Here is a 21,999-nt window from a genome sequence, read left to right on the forward strand (position 1 = left end):
ATTTTTAGCAAGCTTATAAAACAGTTAAATTTCTCATTTTAAAAAGCTATTATTGTATAGTAAACTGTAATATCCCTAACTAGATGAAAAGAGTACTACTAACCTTACTCCTCGTCAATCTTTGGCTAGGAGCGGCGGCTCAATGTCCACCAAGCTCTCCACTTTCAACTCCCTACACCGAAAATTTCGATTCTGAAATTGCAGGCTATCAGGCCACCTTCGGGAATTGTTATGTGGGAACTCGTTCTACAGCACCTCGCTGGGAATATGAAAGTAGCGGAACGGCAAATTCCGCTGGAACCGGCCCCCTGAATGATGCTTCAGGCACCGGTATTTATGCTTACCTCGAAACTTCAGGAGGTGCATTAGGCGATACCGCCGGCTTAATTACCCCACCAATCGACCTGGTGGGATTAACAAACCCTGAACTGCGCTTCCTGTACCACATGTTCGGTGCTACCATTGGTCAGCTCGACATCTATGTAAATGATGGCACTGGCTGGACGCTTGAGAGTTCAATTGTTGGTCAGCAACAAACAGGAGAAGGAGATTGCTGGCTACCATCAGCCGTTAGCTTATCTGCCTACTTTGGAGATACAGTACGTATCAAGTTTGTAGGTGAAAGAGGTAGCTCCTTTACTGGCGATATCTCCATTGATGAGATTACCGTCGATGAGGCCTTAAATTGCCCTGTTCCTGTAAATTTCCGTTGGTTAAGCAGCACTCCAAACGCAGCCATCTTAACTTTTGACGCTGTTGCTGCAGCAACCTCAGGCTACCGCGTTTATGTAGGTGCCCCAGGCTTTGATCCTGCTACAGTAACGCCTCAAACCTTTACGAACGACACTGTAACCCTAACCGGTTTAAGCGCCGCAACTACTTATGAGGCTTATGTTGAGTCGGATTGTGGTTCCAATGGTTTAAGTGGTACCATCTGTGCCATTACTTTCGAAACCAGCTGCGTTCCTTTCAACACTTATTATGCACGCGACTTTGAGTCTGATACGGATGGTGACGAACCACAGTGTTGGGTACAATACAATAACTACGATCTAAATGCATATGCCAGAACCGAAACGGTAACCAATGCATATAGTGGTAATAATGTCTTAGAGATCTTCAGTAGCTCTAATTTCTCCGCAGGTGACACCCTGATTTCAGTAAGTCCTGAATTCAGCGATATGACCAGCAACACTCGTCAGGTAAAATTCTATGTGAGCTCACAAGTAGCTAGCAATACCTTAATTGTAGGTACCTCTAATTCACAATTACCTGGCTCCGCATTTAATCCTATCGACACCATTACCTTAAGCACATCTTGGCAATTGGTTATTATCCCTTTAAATGCCTCTAGTGGCTATAATGGCTCAGATAAATATGTGGTTTTCCGTCATGGACTGGAAAATACCTTTAGCGATGTGTACATCGATGATTTTGTATATGAAGCGATTCCAGCCTGTCCTCAATTAACTAATATCAGTTTAGATGCGGTTGGAATTACCACTGCTACCTTCAGCTATAACAGCAGCAGCAATCCTGTACAATACGAGTTTGGTCCTGTTGGCTATCAGCAGGGAACCGGAACGGTTGGCACCCTGCCCAGCAATACGGGTACCATTGGTGGTTTAAGTTCTGCCAATTGCTACGATGTTTACCTGCGTACTGATTGTACAAGCGGAGGTAATGGTACTTCTATCTGGTCTGGTCCTTTCACAGTATGCACTCTTTGCTTAACGCAGAGCTTACCTTATTCTGAAAACTTTGACATTGGCCTTGGATGTTTCATTGCTCAAGACGGTGGAACTACAACCGATACTTGGGTACATGCTACCTCCTCCACAACTACAACCAACCCCGCTGGATTGAATAGCTCCCCTGGATGGGTAGAGGCCGATTCTGATAATGCAGGTTCGGGTGCAGTTACCATGGATGAAAACTTATTGAGTCCTTATATCGATGCAGGTAATATCACTGGAACTTTATATCTGGAATTTGATCAATTCTACCAAAACCTTGGCTCTAATGCCATAGTAGAAGTTTGGGATGGTAACAATTGGATTGGCCTATTGAACCAAACCGCCAATATTGGAGCCTTTGGAGCCCCAGATCATCAGAAAATCGATATTACGGCTTATGCTAATGATAGCCTTCAAGTTCGTTTTGTTTACCAGGATAATGGCGCCTGGGCTTGGTGGTGGTTGATTGACAACGTTCTGATTCAAGAAGAACTTTGTGCTCGTTCAACCAATTTCATGACCTCCTTCGCTACCTCCGACTCCTTAGGTCTTTCTTGGACCGCCGGATCAGGTACCAGCTTTAGCATTGAATATGGCCCTGCTGGATTTACTCCAGGTACCGGAACCATCGTAGGCACTACAAATTCCAGCATCACGATCACGGGTTTAAGTGCTCAAACCGCATATGACTTCTATCTGGTAGACAGCTGTTTTGGGGGTACCGCAAGCTTACCAGTGTTCCATTCTGCCAGTACCGCTTGTGCATTAACTACGGCGGCAGTTCTACCTCTTATTGAGGGTTTTGAAAACTATTCTACCGGACCGGTATTCACGACCCCAGATCAATTATGTAATCCGAGCTATTCATGGACTATGAACCCGGTAGGAAACGGTCGCTTTGATCTACAAGCCGGAGCTACTTTCTACCGTAATGGACTACAAGCCATGACAGTGGGGCAATCTAGTTTCACCAATAATCTGGTGATTAATGATTTAACCATGACGGTAGATCTTAGTAATTATACCACATCGCCTGGTATAACACTTAGCTTATACTACATGCGTCATACTGCTACCTCACGCCCTGGCAATAAAATCTTTGCCCGTGGAAGCGTAGCTGACACCTGGGTGCAAATCGGTGTGATGAACTCTCCAAATGTTGGTTCGTATGACTCTATCATTGGGGTAGACATCGTAGGCCCTCTTGCCGCTGCTGGTCAAACGGTGGGTGCTACCACTCAAATTCGCTTCGATCAAGAAGGTCAGAACGGTATTTTCAGCACTACATGTTGCGACGGTTATACGATAGATGATTTAGTTCTGGAGGCTGTTAGCTGCCCTAAACCCGGAAACCTGGCTGTAAGTAGCTTGTTTGACACAACCGCTACTCTAAATTGGGCCGGAACAGCTTCAAATTACCAGTACTGGTTTGGACCAGCAGGATTCTACCAAGGTACCTCAACCACTGCCGGAACCCAGGTAATGAGCAGCAGCTCAGGAATATTGATTGATACACTTAGTCAATTCACTTGCTACGAATTCTTAGTGCGCTCCGTATGTTCAGCAGGCGATAGTTCTGATTGGACGGGTCCTTTCCAATTTTGTACCCCATGTAGCCCTATCAGCGCTCCTTATTTTGAAGATTGGGATGCCTACACCTCGGCTACTAAAGATGTTGGCTGTTTTGGTATTGTAGAAGACGCCTCATTTAATGGTTCTACTTTCGATGGAGTAACCATTCAGGATTTAAGTTTCTACGCCCCTATCTCTACGCCTAACTATGTGGAAATAGACAATGGCAGTGTAACCGGCTCACCATTAATCTTGGTTTCTCCTCCTACCACAGATTTAAATGGTGGTGACAAGCGTATTGAATTCTATGCGCGCAGCACCTTTAATGCAACGCCACCTCATTCGCTGATCATCGGTACTATGAGCAATGGTAATGATGCGAGCACCTTCCATGCTATTGACACCATTTATCCTGATGGAGCTGCCTTTACTCAATACAATGTTGAGTTTACCGCGGCTAATGGATACAATGGCACCGACATGTTCTTTGGGCTAATGCACGGACAAGGATCTACCTTCAGTCCATTGCTGATTGATGATCTCATCTACGAAACCATTCCAACTTGTATTCGACCTTCAGACTTGCAATTGGATTCCGCAGATCTAAACATGTTGCATGTATCCTGGACTTCTAATGGAGTTGGTAACTCTTGGGCGATTGAATATGGTCCGGTTGGATTTACTCCAGGAAATGGCACCACTATAATTGCCAACTCAAATCCATTCACCATAAACAGCTTACAGGCCGCTACCTCTTATGATGTGTACATCCGTGAGATTTGTGCTCCTGGCGATACCAGTCGTATTGTTGGGCCAGAAAAAATGTCAACCACTGTTTGTGCTGCAACTAATCAATGCTGGTTCACTTATGACCTAATTGATGCCTTTGGCGATGGTTGGAATGGTGGTTTGGTAGAAATCCGTCAGAACGGAGTTACGGTAGCTACCTTAGGACAGAACTTTACCGGTGGTAGTCTCTACTCCGACTCTGTTCTCTTATGTGATAACTTCCCAACTTCAATTGTGGTAAGTAATACTGGTGGATGGCCCAGCGAAATGGGAATCATGTTCTTTACCCCCTGGGGTGATACACTTGTAAATTATGCCGCTACCGGCACTACGAACCTGAACACCATTATGGGTACTTTCACAGCCCTTTGTACACCTCCAACCTGTGCTGCCCCAACCAACCTGGTACAAACCTCAGGTGGTTTAACAGACATCGGCATGTCTTGGGTTTCAAATGGCCCAGGAACCAGCTTTGAGGTAGAGTATGGCTCTGTGGGACATACCGCCGGAACCGGTTCTATTCAAAGTAGCAATACCAATAGCGCGACTATAACTTCACTTATGTCGTCATCGAGCTATGATATCTATGTACGTGAAATTTGTGGACCAAACGACACCTCTGCATGGTACGGCCCGGTTAAGATGAATACCTCACTTTGTGCCGTGAGTCAACAATGTATTTTCCACTTCGACCTTACCGATTCCTTTGGTGATGGATGGAATGGCGCAGAAATCACAGTGTATCAAAATGGTATTGAAATCGGTAAACTTGGTTCCAACTTCACTGGTGGTACATTGTATCAAGATTCACTTTCCTTATGTGACTCCTTGCCTACTCAAATTGTATTGACTACCGGAGGTGGTTGGCCATCTGAAGTTGGATTCTTTGTATACAACCCACTTGGAGACACTTCAGCATTCTATTATGCCAGTGGCCTAACCGCACAAGGAGATACCATGGCTAACTTTATCGCCTATTGTACTGGTAGCCCTTCTACCCCATGTACCGCACCAGACTCAATCTGGGCTACTACCAATGTAGCATGTGATGCCATCGAAGTAGATTGGAATAGCCATTCGGGTGGTTCATTGATCGAGTACGGTCCTGCTGGATTTACTCCGGGTACCGGTACCCTAACGGGTGTAGTAACTGCCCCCTACTTGATTTCGAACTTGAACCCTGGTACTTCTTATGATGTATATGTAGCTGACACTTGTAGCAGCGATACTTCAGGCTTCACCATGAATAACTTCAGTACCGCTTCTGGTCCATTACCAGTAGCAAGCTTCACTATTGACAGCGCCATTGTAGGTAACTCCTATGAAATCTATGTAGATGCCTCTGCTTCTACGGATGCTGATACTTATGAGTGGAACTTCGGTAATGGTGTTACTTCCAGCAATGCTGCTGATACCATGGTATACTTAGGAAATGGTGGTTATACCGTAACCTTAGTAGTAAGCAATGCTTGTGGTAGCGATACCCTTACTTACAATATCAATGTGAACATTGGTATCGAAGAGAATCCTTTAGCTAATAGCTTAAGTGTTTATCCTAACCCTGCTAACTCTATGGTGAACATCAACTTCACCGCTGTAAGCAGTGCCGATGCAGTAATTCGTTTAGTGGACGCTCAAGGCCGCGAGGTTATGAATGTTCAGGAACGTGCTGCCGGAGGAGAATTTAAGCGTGAACTGGATGTAAGCCAGCTCGCTTCAGGAATCTATATGATCGAAATTCAATCCGGAGATCTGAAAGCACACCGTAGATTAAGTGTGAAATAAGATCCAGATTTAGCAAATTAATTAAGCCCGGTACTTTGGTATCGGGCTTTTTTTATTCCCTTGTGGAATTCCTTATTGACTTATGAAAAGATTTGTAGAACCAGAATTAATAACAAAAAAGCTTGGATAAGGCTATATCCTGAGTCCTCCTGCATTATTTAACGATGTTCAAGGAATTCTATTAAAGACTATTGTTCAGTTTCAAATCAGGCCTAGAAAAGGGCGCTTTAATTTTAGTATATTAGGAGAAGCAAGAGGTTTCAGGATAGCCAATAAAAAAAGCCCCAATCTGCTAGCAGATGGGGCTTTGTATTTTTTTTTTAGAAGCTTAGAAGCGGATGGTAAATCCAGCATTAAAGTTTCTTGGAATTCCAAAGAATACCTCAGCATCATCTGCATCATGATCTCCATCGAAAGAATTGTACTGACTGTTATCAGTGGCATCTTGAATGTAGATAGTATTTAAAGCATTAAATACGTGAGCAAAAACGCTAACACTATAATCTTCAGTATTTAATGGAAGATCATAGTATAAGTGAAGGTCAACTACACCGTAGTCAGGTACTTGCCAAGACTGAGTGCGATCTCCTTCATCCGTACGATCCATTGGGTTGAAGTTAGAATAGAAAGAAGTGTAATAGCGGTAGTCCACTTTAGCGGTTAAACCTTCGGTAATATCCACAGAACCGGAGATATAAGCTTGAGTTTGGGGAGCATCACCTACTTTAAGACCATTCACATATAAATTGAAGGTGTTCTCCACGGCTGAACCGTTTTCGTAAGTGGTATAAGTAGCATTTACATCGCTGGTATATTCCCAGTTTCCGATAGAAGAACCGAAGTCGAAACGCAGTCCTTCAATGGGCTGATAAGAACCAGCTAATTCAACACCACTATGGTTCTGACCTAATCCGCCTAAGAAGATAAAGTCTTCGTCTCCATTCATTAAGCGAACATTCTGGGTAATGGTACGATCCGTCCAGGTAGTATTGTAATAGTTTACAGTTAAACCGAATTTGTTACCAATATAGTAGCTAGCTCCAGCTTCGAAGATGCTCACTTTCTCGTTTTCAGGATTGTCATAAACTACCCCTGCACCATCATTGATTGCATAATCGAAAATAGGGTTACGGCTAATGTATCCACCATTCACAAAGAAGTTGAAATTGCGGTTTACTTTATAAGCAGCACCGGCCTTCACCTGGAATCCTGGAAGATTATCAGTAGCAAGGTTTAAAGCATTACCGGTTCCATCATTTTGGAAATGGTCAGTATAATCATAAGAAACCACGGTATATCCGGCCATACCGAAAAGGTTCAATTTCTTGGTATCATAAACCGCTTGGGCGTATCCACCTAACCAGCTTACCTGATTGGTATTATCGTAAGCAATTTTATCACCTAAACCTTTCATAAACTGAGCATTGCTAGACTCGAAATCATTACCGGTATAGGCGAAATAATCTCCACCTAAGAGATCACGCACTTCACGATAGTGATCGATTGAAGCCCAGCGATAATCCACACCGGCCTGAATATTCAAATTGCTGTTCACATTGTACATCAATTTTGAAATAGCACCCCAGGTTTGTTGCTTGTTAACCGAGTTACGGAGAATACCAGTAGAAGCATTTAAAGCACTATGGTAGGTTTGGTCGAAATTATCAGAGTTCTGAGCGATTTCTTTGTCCCACTGAATCACGCCCATTCCTTGATAACTATAGTCTGTACTTACAGATCCATAAGTACCAGTACCACCACCGGCACCACCTGACCAATAAACTACATTGCTCCAACGTAAATCTTTGTTGAAGGTATGGTACCAGTTCAAGTTAATTTGTGGCTTGTGGTAGTAGTTTTCGCGCTCCATAATATAATCTGAAGCGTAGCGCTGACCTAAATTGGTATTATACATAGCGTAGTACTGACGACCAGTATAAGAAGAACTCACACCACCATAATTCTGGTTAAAGTCACGACCAGCTTCGCGGTAACGTTGGAAAGCCGCTTGATCATAGTCTTCCAAGTCGCTGGCATAGTCGTGGCTGTAGCGAGCGATGTTTTGGGCGTAGAGGTTTTGACCGTGAAGCTGTGGAGCACCTACGGCGTAAATCTCGAACTTATCATTGTCATCCATTTGATAAGAAGCTCCGAAATAGTAAGCCCAGGCATCTGTATAAGTTCCTTGGTAGAAACCGTCGCCTTGCTTGCGAACCAAGTTCAAAGAGAAGGCGAACTTTTCATTGAGCATACCAGAATTGTATCCGAAAGTAGATTTACGGAAACCAAAGCTACCTACCTCCTGACGGAAAGAAGTGGATTGAGCCTGACCAGCTGGATCAGTAATAATGTTGATCGTACCACCAACTGAAGGAACGGAAATGTTTACCGGGCTAATACCACGTTGTACTTGAATGGAAGAAGAAGCATCTCCTAAACCATCCCAGTTAGACCAGTATACCCAGCCGTTCTCCATATCATTAACGGGAACCCCGTTAATCATTACAGCTACATTTCGTTGATCAAATCCACGAACATTGATTCGAGAATCTCCTGCACCACCACCTTGATTGGTAGAGTAAACAGAAGGAGTTACGTTCAATACATTAGGTAAGTCACGAGAACCCAAGTTTTGCACAATTTCCTTTTTGTCTAATTCCTGGAATACGAAAGGAGACTCTGCGGTTGTGCGAGAAGCAACAATTTCAACAGCGCTCAATTCATTGGAACCCGCCATCATCTTGATGGTTCCCATTTCCAAATCGCCATTCGCCTTTAAGGTTTTGCTAATAGCTTGATAACCAATAAAGCTGATTTGAATGGTGAAATTGTGCTGAGGAATACGCAATTTAAATTTACCCTCGGCATCGGTTTGAGTACCCTGAGTTGTTCCAGAAATCACCACATTCGCCCCTGGCAATGGGCTACCATCGGCTCCGTCTACCACGGTACCCGAAACAAAACTCTGTGCACTGGCCACGCCAGCAAACAGAAGCATCATCAAGATTGTCTTAATAGTTTTAAACATGATTGGATTGTTTAGCATTTCGAGCAAATGTAGACGGGCCATATTCCCACGAGGTTGAGAATATTTTAAGCATGAATTACTAAAATCCAATAAATGTTAAAAGAGCGTTAATGCTAACAAGATGTTCATATCCAGAAACTTAGACTGGACCCCAGAATGCGGATTATTTAACATTGATCTAAAGGCTACTTTATATAATTGCCTATTTGGAACGCGAAAGAAGAAATAGCCTCCAAAGGTCTTGGTGATACTGTGGATGAGCCTGGCTCCACTGATAGGCATTGCGATCCAGACCGGGGTCAAACAGTGCTTCAAGACTCTCCAGCCTTTCCTTAGTCAAGATTTCATCTATCTCTAGAATTCCTTCTTTCAAGGCTTTTTGGCAATGCCGATAAATAGTGGAAACCGTTAAACTGCGTTTTTCTGCGATTGCTTCCGGTGATAAACCTGCTTCGATTAATCGATAGGTTTGTTTATAGGTCTCCCCTTTCTGATTCTTAGCTCCCTTAGCTTTAGGCAAATTGGGTTCCGGAACTTTAGCCTTTATTTCTTCCCATAATCGCGATTTGCTCAGGCTAGTATCTTCAAATTGCAAATCACCCTTTCCTTTTAAGAACTGCAATTGATCATTTAACTGAAATATTCTCAAATAGTACTGAAAGGCCTTTTGCGGAACTAGATCCATGGCCTCGAGTAATTGCTTAGTTCGCTTAAGCTGACCGTATTCTCCTTTTAAACTTAGGACCTCTACTAACCAATCTTGCAGATGCGGGAGGAAATAAGCCCTGGCTTTGGCGAGTCTTTCCTCTAATTCCGCACTTTGATCTGAATTCATCAAATCATATATCTGGCCTTGAAACTTGCGGGCATGTTTCATTAGTAACTCCAGATTCTTTTCCAATTGCTCAAATCGAGTACTGAATCCCGTTTCTTTCAACTTGAGCTTCTCATAGTTATCCTGAAAGAAATCACGGTAGGAATAATACCAATCTTGCCAATCAAAGCATTCGAGTAAATAATTCAATTGGTACTCACTTCGAGCCTGATCCAGACTAGCTAAGGTATCTAAGTCCTCATTCATGCGACTAAATTCCTGAGCCTCACGAGAAATCAAGAGGGCTGAACGTTGCAAGGGACTACTTAAATACAATCCTTCCAAACTTCGCAAGCGAGTTAAGGCCACATAGGCCTGCCCCGGGGCGAAGGCCTTACCCAAATCGATCACCGCTTGGTCAAAACTCAAACCTTGACTTTTATGAATGGTAATCGCCCAGGCCAATCGCAAGGGAAACTGGGTGTATTGCCCCAATACCTCTTCCTCTAAATTTTGCTTGTCCTCATCCAGCTTATAGCGCGAGTTTTTCCAGGTGTCCAAAGGCACTTTAAAATGATCCTCATCTTCCATTTGGACCCAAATAGCCTCCTTATCCAACTCTGTTACTTCCGCTAATTTACCATTGTAGTATGCCCCTTCCTCACTATCGTTTTTAAGAAACATCACTCGGGCGCCTACTTTTAGCTTCAACTCATCGGAGGTCGGATAATTTCGCTCGGGAAAATCTCCCTGAACTTTGGCTGAATAGGTGTAAACCTGGCCTGCTAATTCATCCAATCGAGATTGATTAATCTTTTGAGCTTGATGTCGATGTGTGACTAAATGGATTGCATCTTTCGGCACATCGTTTATACAACGTTCATTGAGCTTCGCCAAGTCCTCCTCTTCAATTCGATCATGCCGAATTTTATTGAGCAAGCTTACAAAAGCATCATCCTGCTGTCGGTAAACCTTTTGCAATTCCACCTGCACAAATCCGGATGCCTCTAAAGCTCGGGAATGGAAAAAATGCATGCCCTTATAATAGGCACTTAGTACCTGCCATTCATGGTCTGATACAATAGGTGGGAGTTGGTACAAATCCCCAATCATTAATAATTGGACCCCTCCAAAGGCTTTATTCTTACGCCTAGCTTGTCTTAATCTCTGATCAATAGCATCCAGTAAATCCGCCCGGCACATACTTACTTCATCAATAACCAGCAGGTCAATACCCTGTAAGACTTGTTTTCTGGCCGCATTTAAGGGATGTCTGCGACTCAGAGCAGAGCGATCAAAAAAATTCTGATTGGGATATTGCGTGGCTGAGCCCTCAGGTAAAAAGGAACCTAATGGAAATAAGAACTGAGAATGAATGGTTACCCCTCCTGCATTTAGTGCCGCTACCCCGGTTGGAGCCACTACGATAAAACTCTTGTGGCAATGTTCGGCCAATTCCCTCAAAAAGGTAGTTTTCCCGGTACCTGCCTTGCCGGTGAGAAATACATTACGGGAACTATAATTTAAAAACTGCTGGGCTATTTGAGCGGGATCCACGGTAAATTCTCAGATTTCCGGCAATTTAAAACATCCTGATTGAGCCAGCCATTTATAAGCATTTCAAAATCAGAAAATATTATTTTCAATATTTATTGAAAGTTCTGATATTTATTATATACATTTGAACTATGAAAAGCAGTGAAGCGAAAAAAGAATTTATTCAGGCATGGGGCAGCCTCGGCAGTAGCTGGGGAATTAACCGTACCATGTCTTCGATTCATGCTTTGCTTATGAGTAGTCCTAAGGCATTAAGCACCGAAGAAATTATGGAAGAGCTCCAAATTTCGAGAGGCAATGCCAATATGAATATTCGGGCTTTGATTGATTGGGGCTTAGTAAAAAAACGCTTTATCCCTGGCGAAAGAAAAGAGTTCTTTGAAGCGGGAAAAGACATCTGGGAAATTGCTCGCCAAATTGCCTCCGAACGCAAACGTCGGGAATTAAGTCCCGTTTTAGAGGTGATAGGTCACCTTAAAGAAACCGAAGATCAAAGTGATCCGGAGTTCAGCGCTCTCTTAAAAGATATGCACGAATTTACCGCTACCCTTACCAATGTTATGGATCGTTTCCAACAGAGCGATCGCAATTGGTTCTTCAAAAAACTAATCAAACTTATTAGCTAATATTTTTTTCAATATATGTTTCAATATTTTTTGAAAGTTTAAAAACAACAAAATGAACTGGCAATGGATTTACATCTTCCTTTATCTCCTGGCCGCGGTATGGATCATCTTCGCGGTAGGCAGCCACCTCTTTAGAAATGGAGCCCCTTTCCTAAAAACCCTATACCCTGAAAAAGATTTGGACCGCTTTATCAATCGCATGCTCCTAACCGGTTATTACCTTTTAAACCTAGGCTTCGCCATATATAACCTGGTCCAAAATGAAAGCATCGATAGCTGGGCTGATCTCATCAGGCTCTGGGCCGAAAACATTGGCCTCCTCTGCCTAATCTTAGGTAGCATCCATTACTCTAATCTCATCGTTCTCTACGCTATTTCAAACTCAAGTTTATCATCTCAAAATCCACAATCATGACTCCTATTATCGAAAACCCCGATTTCTATACCCTTTGGGCCTATGGTATTTCCATTCCTGTTACCGTAGCACTTACCATCTATGTTTCTCGAAAGCTCTTTAAAAACGGTTTGGTTTATATGCGCGATATCTTTCACGGTCGTGAGGAATTAGCCCTAAGCACTAACCGCTTGTTTGAAACCGGTTTCTACCTTCTCAATATTGGCTTTGCACTCTGGATTCTGGAAATGCACTATCTCGACTCTACCCGCGATTTAGTAGAGTCTCTCAGTCAAAAAGTAGGTGGCTTTAGCATCTATTTAGGGGTAGTTCTCTTCCTCAATCTCTTCCTTTTCTTCAGAGGAAAAAAAGCGGCTCGAATTAATCGTGAGATTCGGGAACGTCAGCAGCAATTTAAGCCTCAAGTGTAAACCATGATTAGCCCTGCTTCTCAAAATGAAAGGTTGGCCCGAAGATTTCGGGTCGCCCTTTCCTTTGTGGCCATGATCCTTTCCACTTTTATCACCGCCATTCTGAATCGCTTCATTCTTGCAGATAAAGAGGAAATCCTGATTGCCTATTTTCCTCTAATTGGAGGAGCCTTTGTCATTTTTACCTGGCTCATTTCTGTTTCCTGGCCACTTCTTCTGATTCCCACAAAGTCAGGCTTCTATCGAAAATGGAATGTGCTTTGGTATTCACTTTTGCATGCGGCCCTCATTGGCTTTAGCTTCTTTGGCGCACTTATTTTCGAGTCTGGCAATTTTGATCTCTTCTACTCCTCTCTGCTTGGTGGACTTTTCACAGGGCTTATTTTTAAAGGTCTATTGGAGTGGAACGCTTTGCAGGACTTACTAAACAAGTCTCCCCGATTGCGCTTTACCGCCCTACTCGCTCCTGTGCTATTCTGCTTTTTGTATTACTGGGCCTTTCCCCATATCAGTCCACAAGCGGCATTCCCCTATATGCCCAAAGAAATACAGCGGGAAATTTTCCTCAGGGAACTCATTCATTTAAAACCAGGTCAAAGCCTGGATAAATTATATCAGGAACTCCCTTACCGAAATTCCCAAGAAACGGTGGATAGCCTGGGTATACTTTACAATGACCTTCAATTGGGGAAGGATATGATTCATTTTGAAACCCATAATAACACCTTAGTAAAACTGGAGATTAGCAAACAAAAAAAAGCCCGCTAATGCGGGCTCTAGATAATAGTCGATAATCCTTTCTTACATATTTCTGCGGTACTGTCCACCTACCTCAAATAAGGCAGTAGTAATCTGTCCCAGACTACAGAACTTAGTAGCTTCCATCAATACCTCGAACATATTCTCATTATTGATAGCCGCTTGTTGCAATTTCGATAACCAGATTTTTGCCTGATCTGCATTGCGCTCATGCAATTCATTCAGGTTTTGAATCTGCTGCTCCTTCTCTTCCTTGGTGGCACGAATTACCTCTCCTGGAGTAGTGGTTGGAGATCCTTCTGAACTCAAGAAAGTATTCACCCCGATAATGGGCATTTCGCCATTATGCTTCAAGGTTTCGTAGTACAAGCTTTCTTCCTGGATTTTACCGCGCTGATACATGGTTTCCATGGCGCCTAATACGCCTCCCCTTTCGGTAATACGATCAAATTCGCTCAATACCGCTTCTTCAACCAAATCAGTTAAATCTTCAATAATGAAGCTTCCTTGAATCGGATTTTCATTTTTCGCTAATCCCAATTCCTTGTTGATAATCAACTGAATGGCCATGGCCCGACGAACACTTTCCTCGGTAGGAGTAGTAATGGCCTCATCATAAGCATTGGTATGCAGTGAATTACAGTTATCATAAATCGCGTACAGGGCCTGTAAGGTGGTACGGATATCATTAAACTGAATTTCCTGTGCATGGAGCGATCTACCTGAGGTTTGAATGTGATACTTCAACATTTGAGCACGAGAATTTGCCCCGTACTTATGCTTTAAGGCCTTAGACCATATCCGACGAGCTGCACGCCCGATTACGGCATATTCAGGATCAATTCCATTACTGAAGAAGAAACTCAAGTTTGGGCCGAAATCGTTAATGTCCATACCCCGACTTAAATAGTACTCTACATAGGTAAAGCCATTGGCCAAGGTGAAGGCCAATTGGGTAATCGGATTGGCACCGGCCTCAGCAATGTGGTAGCCAGAGATGGATACCGAATAGAAATTCCGAACCTTATTATTGATGAAGCTTTCTTGCACATCACCCATCAGCCTTAAGGCAAATTCGGTGGAGAATATACAGGTGTTCTGAGCTTGATCTTCTTTTAAGATATCCGCTTGCACCGTACCTCTAACCACGGATAAGGTCTTGGCTCGAATGCCAGCATACACCTCAGGATCTAATACCTGATCGCCCGTAAGGCCTAGAAGCATTAATCCCAGACCATTATTGCCTTTTGGCAGATGACCTTTTACCGCTACTCCAGAAAGTACATTTTCTTCAATACGATCCTTGGGACTGTTTTTAGGAAGTCCTTCGTAAAATGGTCGGCTTATACCCTGATCATCGTAAAGTTCCTTAAACTTGGCCTCTACCTGAGCTTCCAAGCCATTTTCGCGAATGTAAATTTCACATTGCTGGTCAACGGCAGCATTCATAAAGAAAGCCAAAAGCATGGGCGCCGGACCATTAATGGTCATACTTACGGAAGTAGTAGGCTCACTTAAATTAAAGCCGGAATACAGTTTTTTAGCATCCGATAAATTACAGATACTTACCCCTGAGTTACCAATCTTCCCGTAAATATCCGGACGGTAATCCGGATCATTACCATATAAAGTAACCGAGTCGAAGGCGGTACTTAATCGAGCGGCCGGCATATCCTGACTCACATAGTGGAATCGACGGTTAGTACGCTCAGGACCTCCTTCTCCAGCAAACATTCGGGTAGGATCTTCTCCGGTTCTTTTAAAAGGATAGATGCCCGCGGTATAAGGGAATTCTCCGGGAACATTTTCCTGAAGATTCCAGCTTAATAGATCGCCCCAAGCCTGATAGCGTGGCAGTGAAACCTTTGGAATCATATTATGAGAGAGAGATTCTGTATGAGTTTCAATGCGGATTTCCTTTCCACGAACGCTAAAGGAGTACACCTCATCTTTATAGCGCTTCACTTTGGATTCCCAAGCCTTAATGATATCCCAATTATGGGGATCCAAATCCTTCTTGATCTCCTGGAATTTATCCACTAACTCCTTTAAGGTACCCTCTGTATCTACTGTAGCGTGTTCATCTGCCAGTAAATTAGGACCGCCAAAGCTGAGTATTGCCTGATATAATCCATAAAGCTTCTGGGCCACTTCCGCTTCTTTCTGCACCTTTTGATCGTAGCCGCGGTTGTTTTCTGAAATTTCGGATAGGTAGCGCGTGCGATTGGGTGGGATGATGTAAATCTTCTCACTCATTTCACCACTGCTCTTGAAGTCGCTTTTTAAGTGCTTAGCGCCCGCTTTTTCTACCAATGCATCCATTATAGCACGATAGAGAGCATTGGTTCCCGGATCGTTAAACTGGCTAGCTATGCTACCAAATACCGGCATATCATCTGGGTCTTTATCCCAAAGGTTATGGTTGCGCTGGTACTGCTTCTTCACATCGCGCAAAGCATCCAGTGCTCCTCGCTTATCAAATTTGTTTAGAGCAATCAGATCGGCAAAATCGAGCATATCGATTTTCTCCAATTGGGTAGCGGCTCCATATTCAGGAGTCATCACATACAATGAAACATCGCTGTGTTCCAAAATCTCAGTATCACTTTGTCCGATACCTGAAGTTTCCAATACGATTAAATCGTAGTCAGCCGCTTTTAAAATATTAATAGCCTCCTGCACATGTTTACTCAATGCCAAATTACTTTGACGAGTAGCTAGGGAGCGCATATAAACGCGGTCATTACGAATGGCATTCATACGAATACGGTCGCCCAATAAAGCACCTCCGGTTTTCCGCTTGGAAGGGTCTACCGATACAATGGCCATGGTTTTTTCTGGATGGTCCATCAAGAAGCGACGTACCAATTCATCCACCAGAGAACTCTTACCTGCACCACCGGTTCCAGTAATTCCCAATACGGGGCTTTTCGATTCTGCTGCTAATTGATCTACTTGATCCAATACATCACGATGTAGATCCATATTGTTTTCTGCAGCGGAAATAAGGCGGGCAATATCCGGTTTCGATTGACTCTTAAGATGATTTAATTCACCATTAAGCTTTGTTCCGGTGGGGAAATCGCATTGTTGGATCATATCATTGATCATGCCTTGCAATCCTAAGGCACGGCCATCATCCGGAGAATAGATACGGTCAATTCCGTATTCGTGCAATTCTTTGATTTCTTCGGGTAGAATTACTCCACCGCCACCACCAAATATCTTGATATGTGGCGCACCTTTCTCCTTCAGGAGATCGTGCATGTACTTGAAATATTCGATATGTCCACCTTGATAGGAAGTCATGGCAATAGCCTGTGCATCTTCTTGAATAGCGGTATTCACCACTTCTTCAACCGAGCGATCGTGGCCTAAATGGATTACTTCACAGCCGGTAGCTTGAATAATCCGTCGCATAATATTGATAGCTGCATCATGACCATCAAATAATGAGGCCGCAGTTACAATGCGAACTTTGTTTTTAGGAGTATATGGAGCAATGTCTTGCATAGCGCATTTTTTGAGTAGCGCAAATTTAATAAAGCAAGGGGGAGCAGCATCATACTTATTGAAACATCGCTTTTGCTCATGAGCGCTTGCTATTCTTGAGTTCCCTGCTACCTTTGAGAAAAATTCGAGGCATGCGTGTTTGGCTTTTAGTCTTTCTTCTCCTGGGTTTAGGCCTAAAAGGACAAGAAAGACAGGTAATTCCTATTGAAACCTTTCCTATAAATGCGAAGGTGCTGTTCACCTTGCAAGGCACAGACGATCGTGCGGTTCTACGCATAGAAAAAGTAGATCCTAACCCCTATGGAATTGAAATTGGTGATACGCTTCTATTCACCTTTTATTGGAGCACACAGGCTGTTAAGAGTGATTTAGCCACCTTCCCAGGTGTGGGTGCGGGTGATGAAATTAGCGTTCGGATCAGTGTAAAGCGCAGCCCATTAAATGGCAGTTATCAATACACTGCTTATCATTATAAAAACCGATCTCGGCTTAAGCCTGAAGCAAATAGGCAGGAAGCTCTGACCAATGACGAATCTCCAAAGTAGGTTTCTCATTATGGCTTTCCCCTTGGGGATTATAATAAACCTGGTCTATTCCCGTATTGCGGGCGCCTAATATATCCACTTGGAGATTATCACCTATCATCAGGGAATTCTTTCGATTGGCACCGGCCTCTTTTAATGCACTTACAAAAATCTTGGACTCGGGCTTATTAACCCCCAAGGTATCGCTGCACATTAAAACTTCAAAAAATGGCGCCAAGCCACTACCCTGCAATTTCACTTTTTGGGTTTCTTCAAAGCCATTGGTAATGATATGCATAGTAAAATGCTCTTTCAATTCGCTTAACATCTCTAAGGTACCTGGCATTAAGGCCGTTTTTTGGGGAGCCAGGCTCATATACTCCTCTTCAAATTTAGCGATGACCAGCTCGTCTAAGGGTCCAAAACTGTGAAAGGCCTTTTGGAAACGTTGATGGCGTAATTCCGCTTTGCTCACTTTTCCTTCGCGATACAATTTCCAAAGGGCATCATTAATTTGATAATAGGCCTTTAAGAAATCCTGTACCGGCGCATTAAGCTGATGCTCCAAATCATAGCGTTGGTATAAATCCAGCAATGCTTCTTGCGAATTGGTTTCGAAGTCCCAAAGGGTGTGATCTAAATCAAAAAAGAGATGTTGGTATTTGCTTTTCATCGGCGAAAGCTGGACAAAGGCCAGGGTAAACGGTTTAAATACAAACGAGGATATTGAACTTCCTGCGCACCAAAAGAGGCATAAAAACGCGCCAATCCTGCTTGCTTCGATCCTTCAAAATCCAGGATCTTAAATTTCTCGGAATGGAAGATTATATACTCATTAATTAAATGCGCCATGGCATTGGAGTTTTTCCCATAGTCTGAAGTAGCGGAAAAAAGGAAAATGCTTCGCTCGCGATACTGCAAGAAAAAAGCCCCTGCCACTAATTGATTAGGACCACCATAAAGGGTATAAATCTGAGCAAGGCCCTTATGCATTAATTGAAAGAGCAATTTTTTAAAATCACGATAAAAGGCTTCCGGCAGTTTTAATTCCTCACCTTGATTTTCGCGAAAGAGCTTGAGTAAAACATCCGGTCCATCGTTTTCAAATAACTCAAAATTCTCCTTGGAGCTTTTCTTGAGCTTACGCCGAAGATTGGTGTTAAAGCCCTGGTAGATCTTTTCGTAGGAGCGCCCCATTTCCAAGAGCAAATTGGGCTGGGCTTGAAATTGCCAACTGGTTTTGGAGTTGATCTCCAATTTCTGGCCTTCATTGAGGTAGATATCCGCAAAGCGAACTTGTCGTGATAATTCGGCTAAAAAGGAAGCGATTACCTCATCACTTAATTCCTTCTTGCTGTAAATTCCTAATTGTTGGATGCCATAGGGACGGTAATAATATTTCTGCCCCCATTTACGGCGATAGGGCAAGGGCCAAACGGCATCGTAATCGTCGAGAACCAAGCATTCCCACTGCTCACATACTGAATTGAGATACCAGGAATGTGCATAGGGCAAACTGGAGGCATCTCTTTGTACACAGCTATCGTACTTTTTTAAGTCGAGATAAGATTGCGAGCGCAACTGAATCATACTGCCGCTTTCACCATTTTTTCGAAAATCTCATTCCAGCCTTCCCATTCCGCTTCTTTCTCACTATAAATACGATTATGCCAAATAGGAATTAGCTCACCACCATATTTACGATAGGTTTCGATATAGTATTCAATAATGGGCCAGGCATCGGCTGGCTTTTGCTTGAGATAATAAATAAAGGTGCCATCCATAAAAGGAAAGGGATGAATAAGCAGTGGGGTTTCAATCTCCTGCTCCAAATCGTAAAAACGAAAGGGGGTACAAATTCCAGCTCTAAAGCCGTGCTCCGAGGCATAGCCCATGGAATAATCATCCGTTAATTCCAATTGTAAAAGATTCCGATAGGTACTAGGGAATTTGAGTTTTAGGAAATGCTGGCGACTCTTGGTAATGTCCTTTTTCAGTACTCTTTGCAAGGCTGTTATTTCTTCTTCCAGCCAATCGTAATTATCATTAGAACGGTAAGAAGGATGAATGCCCATTTCGCAGAAATCTGCTATTCCCTTCAAATAGCGTTGCAAGCGGGTACTATAGCGAGTGAGACTACGGTCGTATTGGCCCATTCGCCCAAATAAGGCAAAGTATATAGTTTGGAATTTATACTTCTCCTGTAAAGAGAGTACAAAATCGAAGGTATCAAATGGATCCTTCTCCCCTATAAAAATACAACGACTGCGGGCCAGTACTCTTCTGAAATTTAGAGATATAATATCCTGAAGATAGCCTCCCAAAGCTCTAAAGATACCTTTCCCTAAAAAGGCCGCTGCATTATCAATATCTACCGAATTGTAAAACTGATACTGGGGTTTCTTAAACTCAATACTGGGGTTTTGCTCTTTGAGAAGATCGGCAATTATTTCGGCCCAGGCATTAACCAGAGGAATGGATAAGGCATCTATTTTATAGAGAATAGACTCTTGGGCTGGAAAACGCAAATGCTCATCCGGTATAAAAGGCATATACTCCTCATAGCGACTCACCAAATAAAAGGAGGCAGCTAAAGGATCGAAAGGTAAATGAGATTGCTGAGAGCTTTGAAACAGAGTTGGCACTCCCTTGTATTGCCCTGGTTTAAGCTCTTGTTCGGAAATATCGGTTTCAAACAAAAGATGAGCGCACTGCAAATAAATTCCACTCTGCAAGAAATCTCTTGAGTAGTTGATTTTCGGTAAAGTGGATAGAAGATATTCCTCTTTATCATGAGTAAAACGCAATTCGAGGCCCAGCAAATTCTGGAATACAAGTCGCGCTACATAGCGTATACGCGGGCTCATTGCGGTGGTGTATAAGAGGATCATGCAGCAAAGATAAGGAGGTGATTATGGATTAAAGCTCCCCCTCATCACTATAACTGAAATATCCTGATTCGGTTATGATCAAGTGATCTAAAACCTTAATAACCAATAATTCGCCGGCGGCTTTCATTTGTTGAGTTAAGCGATCATCTGAAGCACTGGGACGGAGTGCTCCGCTAGGATGATTATGAGCCAGAATAATCCCAGTGCTCTGCAATCTCAAGGCAATCTGAAACACCTCACGAGGATCAGCGGTGGTGCCACTTAAGCCTCCTTTACTAATACGCTGTTGAGCTAAGACCTGATTGCGATTATTGAGAAAAAGGACCCAAAATTCTTCATGCCTTAAATCCGACAATTTCGATTTAAGTACAGAATAAGCATCTGAGCTTGAGGATACCATTTTTCTTTGCAGGGCGCCTGCCAATTCGCGGCGCCTGCCTAATTCGAGCGCTGCTTGCAATCGCACTGCTTTGGCCGGTCCCACTCCTTCGAAGCCTTCAAGATCATCTATGCTCAAGCGTGAAAACTCCAAAAGATTATGGCTCACCGATTCTAATATATGGCGTGAAATATCTAGGGCCGATTGCCCGGTTTTTCCACTACCCATTAATATACTGAGTAGCTCAGCATCGCTTAATGCAGATGGGCCCTTGTTAATCATTTTAGCTCTGGGCTGATCATCTTCCGACCAATCTTTAATTGCACGACCATAAACGGAGCTGCCCATATCTTTTGTCCGAAAATAAAAAAGGCCCCTGTGATAACAGAGGCCTTATATATTTAAGAAACGCTTTTTTAGCTCTTTGCTCCCTGAATATTCAGGTTCAATTCAATGCTGTTGTCGATAGCTTCTTCTTTAGCGATATCTGCAAATTGTGCAAAAGAAGTAGAACGGAAACGAACGTTCCACTGGCTACGATCGATGATTACTTTAGTTGCGGATAGGCTAACATTATTATCATCAACACTTACTTTAGCTCCGAAGGTAATGCTCTTGGTAATACCACGTAAGGTAAGGTTACCGGTTACATTGTGAGTAGCTCCAGATTCGGCACCAGCATCAGCAGGACTTACTTCGGTAATAACGAAAGTAGCAGTAGGGAAAGAGTCAACCGCAAAAAAGTCAGGGCTCTTTAAGTGTCCTTCCAATTTAGCACGGTACTCATCACTTTCAACGTCAGAATTCTGGATAGAATTCATGTCGATAGTGAACTCACCACCTACTAATTGACCTTCTTTTACTTTAAACTCACCTTCAGTCACTTGGATTACACCAGTGTGCTCACTGTTAGAATAAGTTTTGTAACCTCTCCAGCTAATTTCATCAGCGTCGGTTAATGCAGCATAAGTAACAGCTTCAGCAGATTTTGTTTCATCTACTTGTTTTGCGTCTTCAGCTTGAACATTGGCCTCAGGTGCATTATTACAAGCCACCATGCTAGCTGCTACGCTCAATGCAAAGATTTGTTTAGCGATTTTCATTTTTGATCTTTTTTTGAAATTGATGTTTAAACACTGAACAAAAGTACAACAGAGAAATAACCTAGCAATAGCTAGCTTGTTCATTTTTAAAAAAAATT

General features: G+C 43.0%; 14 protein-coding genes. 6 read left to right on the plus strand and 8 right to left on the minus strand.

Translation table 11 applies throughout. The features are described from left to right. Positions 1-83 precede the first annotated feature (83 nt). On the plus strand, positions 84-5,882 hold the full coding sequence (locus tag H4K34_RS02860) for a T9SS type A sorting domain-containing protein (RefSeq protein ID WP_210759328.1): 5,799 nt from the start codon (positions 84-86) through the stop codon (positions 5,880-5,882). A 328-nt stretch (positions 5,883-6,210) separates the two neighbouring features. Here the strand turns inward: H4K34_RS02860 and H4K34_RS02865 are convergent, their stop codons facing one another. Both H4K34_RS02865 and H4K34_RS18135 read right to left on the minus strand, forming a co-directional pair. Further along, positions 6,211-8,883 (minus strand): TonB-dependent receptor, encoded by a 2,673-nt coding sequence (locus H4K34_RS02865; protein WP_210759329.1) that lies wholly within the window; start codon positions 8,881-8,883, stop codon positions 6,211-6,213. Between the two features lie 229 nt (positions 8,884-9,112). Further along, positions 9,113-11,281, minus strand: coding sequence for an AAA family ATPase (locus H4K34_RS18135; RefSeq protein WP_210759330.1), 2,169 nt, complete (start codon positions 11,279-11,281; stop codon positions 9,113-9,115). A 131-nt stretch (positions 11,282-11,412) separates the two neighbouring features. Between H4K34_RS18135 and H4K34_RS02875 the strand changes: the two genes are divergently transcribed. From H4K34_RS02875 to H4K34_RS02890, 4 genes are read left to right on the plus strand one after another with little or no spacing between them, the layout of a single operon-like run. Continuing rightward, the gene (locus H4K34_RS02875) at positions 11,413-11,907 is read left to right on the plus strand and encodes a GbsR/MarR family transcriptional regulator (protein ID WP_210759331.1); all 495 of its coding nucleotides are present in this window, start codon (positions 11,413-11,415) and stop codon (positions 11,905-11,907) included. A 52-nt stretch (positions 11,908-11,959) separates the two neighbouring features. Then, positions 11,960-12,322, plus strand: coding sequence for a hypothetical protein (locus tag H4K34_RS02880; RefSeq protein WP_210759332.1), 363 nt, complete (start codon positions 11,960-11,962; stop codon positions 12,320-12,322). Continuing rightward, positions 12,319-12,732 (plus strand): hypothetical protein, encoded by a 414-nt coding sequence (locus H4K34_RS02885; RefSeq protein WP_210759333.1) that lies wholly within the window; start codon positions 12,319-12,321, stop codon positions 12,730-12,732. Before H4K34_RS02880 ends, H4K34_RS02885 begins: the two co-directional genes overlap by 4 nt. 33 nt (positions 12,733-12,765) lie before the next feature. Beyond that, on the plus strand, positions 12,766-13,500 hold the full coding sequence (locus H4K34_RS02890) for a hypothetical protein (RefSeq protein WP_210759334.1): 735 nt from the start codon (positions 12,766-12,768) through the stop codon (positions 13,498-13,500). 33 nt (positions 13,501-13,533) lie between these two features. Here the strand turns inward: H4K34_RS02890 and H4K34_RS02895 are convergent, their stop codons facing one another. Further along, positions 13,534-17,004 carry a methylmalonyl-CoA mutase family protein gene (locus H4K34_RS02895; protein WP_210759335.1) on the minus strand — a complete coding sequence of 1,157 codons (3,471 nt, stop codon included), beginning with the start codon at positions 17,002-17,004 and terminating at the stop codon, positions 13,534-13,536. A 131-nt stretch (positions 17,005-17,135) separates the two neighbouring features. On the opposite strand from H4K34_RS02895, the gene H4K34_RS02900 reads away from it, so the two are divergent. Beyond that, positions 17,136-17,549 (plus strand): hypothetical protein, encoded by a 414-nt coding sequence (locus H4K34_RS02900; protein ID WP_210759336.1) that lies wholly within the window; start codon positions 17,136-17,138, stop codon positions 17,547-17,549. On the opposite strand, the gene H4K34_RS02905 is transcribed toward H4K34_RS02900, so the two are convergent. The 5 genes from H4K34_RS02905 to H4K34_RS02925 all read right to left on the minus strand — a co-directional run bounded on the left by H4K34_RS02905 (position 17,494) and on the right by H4K34_RS02925 (position 21,901). Further along, positions 17,494-18,201 carry a YjjG family noncanonical pyrimidine nucleotidase gene (locus tag H4K34_RS02905; RefSeq protein ID WP_210759337.1) on the minus strand — a complete coding sequence of 236 codons (708 nt, stop codon included), beginning with the start codon at positions 18,199-18,201 and terminating at the stop codon, positions 17,494-17,496. The genes H4K34_RS02900 and H4K34_RS02905 overlap by 56 nt on opposite strands. Beyond that, positions 18,198-19,118 (minus strand): GNAT family N-acetyltransferase, encoded by a 921-nt coding sequence (locus H4K34_RS02910; RefSeq protein ID WP_210759338.1) that lies wholly within the window; start codon positions 19,116-19,118, stop codon positions 18,198-18,200. Before H4K34_RS02910 ends, H4K34_RS02905 begins: the two co-directional genes overlap by 4 nt. Continuing rightward, positions 19,115-20,395 carry a polysaccharide deacetylase family protein gene (locus H4K34_RS02915; RefSeq protein ID WP_210759339.1) on the minus strand — a complete coding sequence of 427 codons (1,281 nt, stop codon included), beginning with the start codon at positions 20,393-20,395 and terminating at the stop codon, positions 19,115-19,117. The genes H4K34_RS02910 and H4K34_RS02915 overlap by 4 nt, the downstream gene beginning before the upstream one ends. A gap of 52 nt (positions 20,396-20,447) precedes the next feature. Further along, positions 20,448-21,146: a RadC family protein gene (radC, locus tag H4K34_RS02920; RefSeq protein ID WP_210759340.1), complete on the minus strand. Its 699-nt coding sequence runs from the start codon at positions 21,144-21,146 to the stop codon at positions 20,448-20,450. A gap of 68 nt (positions 21,147-21,214) precedes the next feature. After that, positions 21,215-21,901: a YceI family protein gene (locus tag H4K34_RS02925; RefSeq protein WP_210759341.1), complete on the minus strand. Its 687-nt coding sequence runs from the start codon at positions 21,899-21,901 to the stop codon at positions 21,215-21,217. Positions 21,902-21,999: the final 98 nt, after the last annotated feature.

The sequence above is a fragment of the Croceimicrobium hydrocarbonivorans genome, assembly GCF_014524565.1.
In the GTDB taxonomy this organism is placed as follows: Bacteria; Bacteroidota; Bacteroidia; order Flavobacteriales; family Schleiferiaceae; genus Croceimicrobium; species Croceimicrobium hydrocarbonivorans.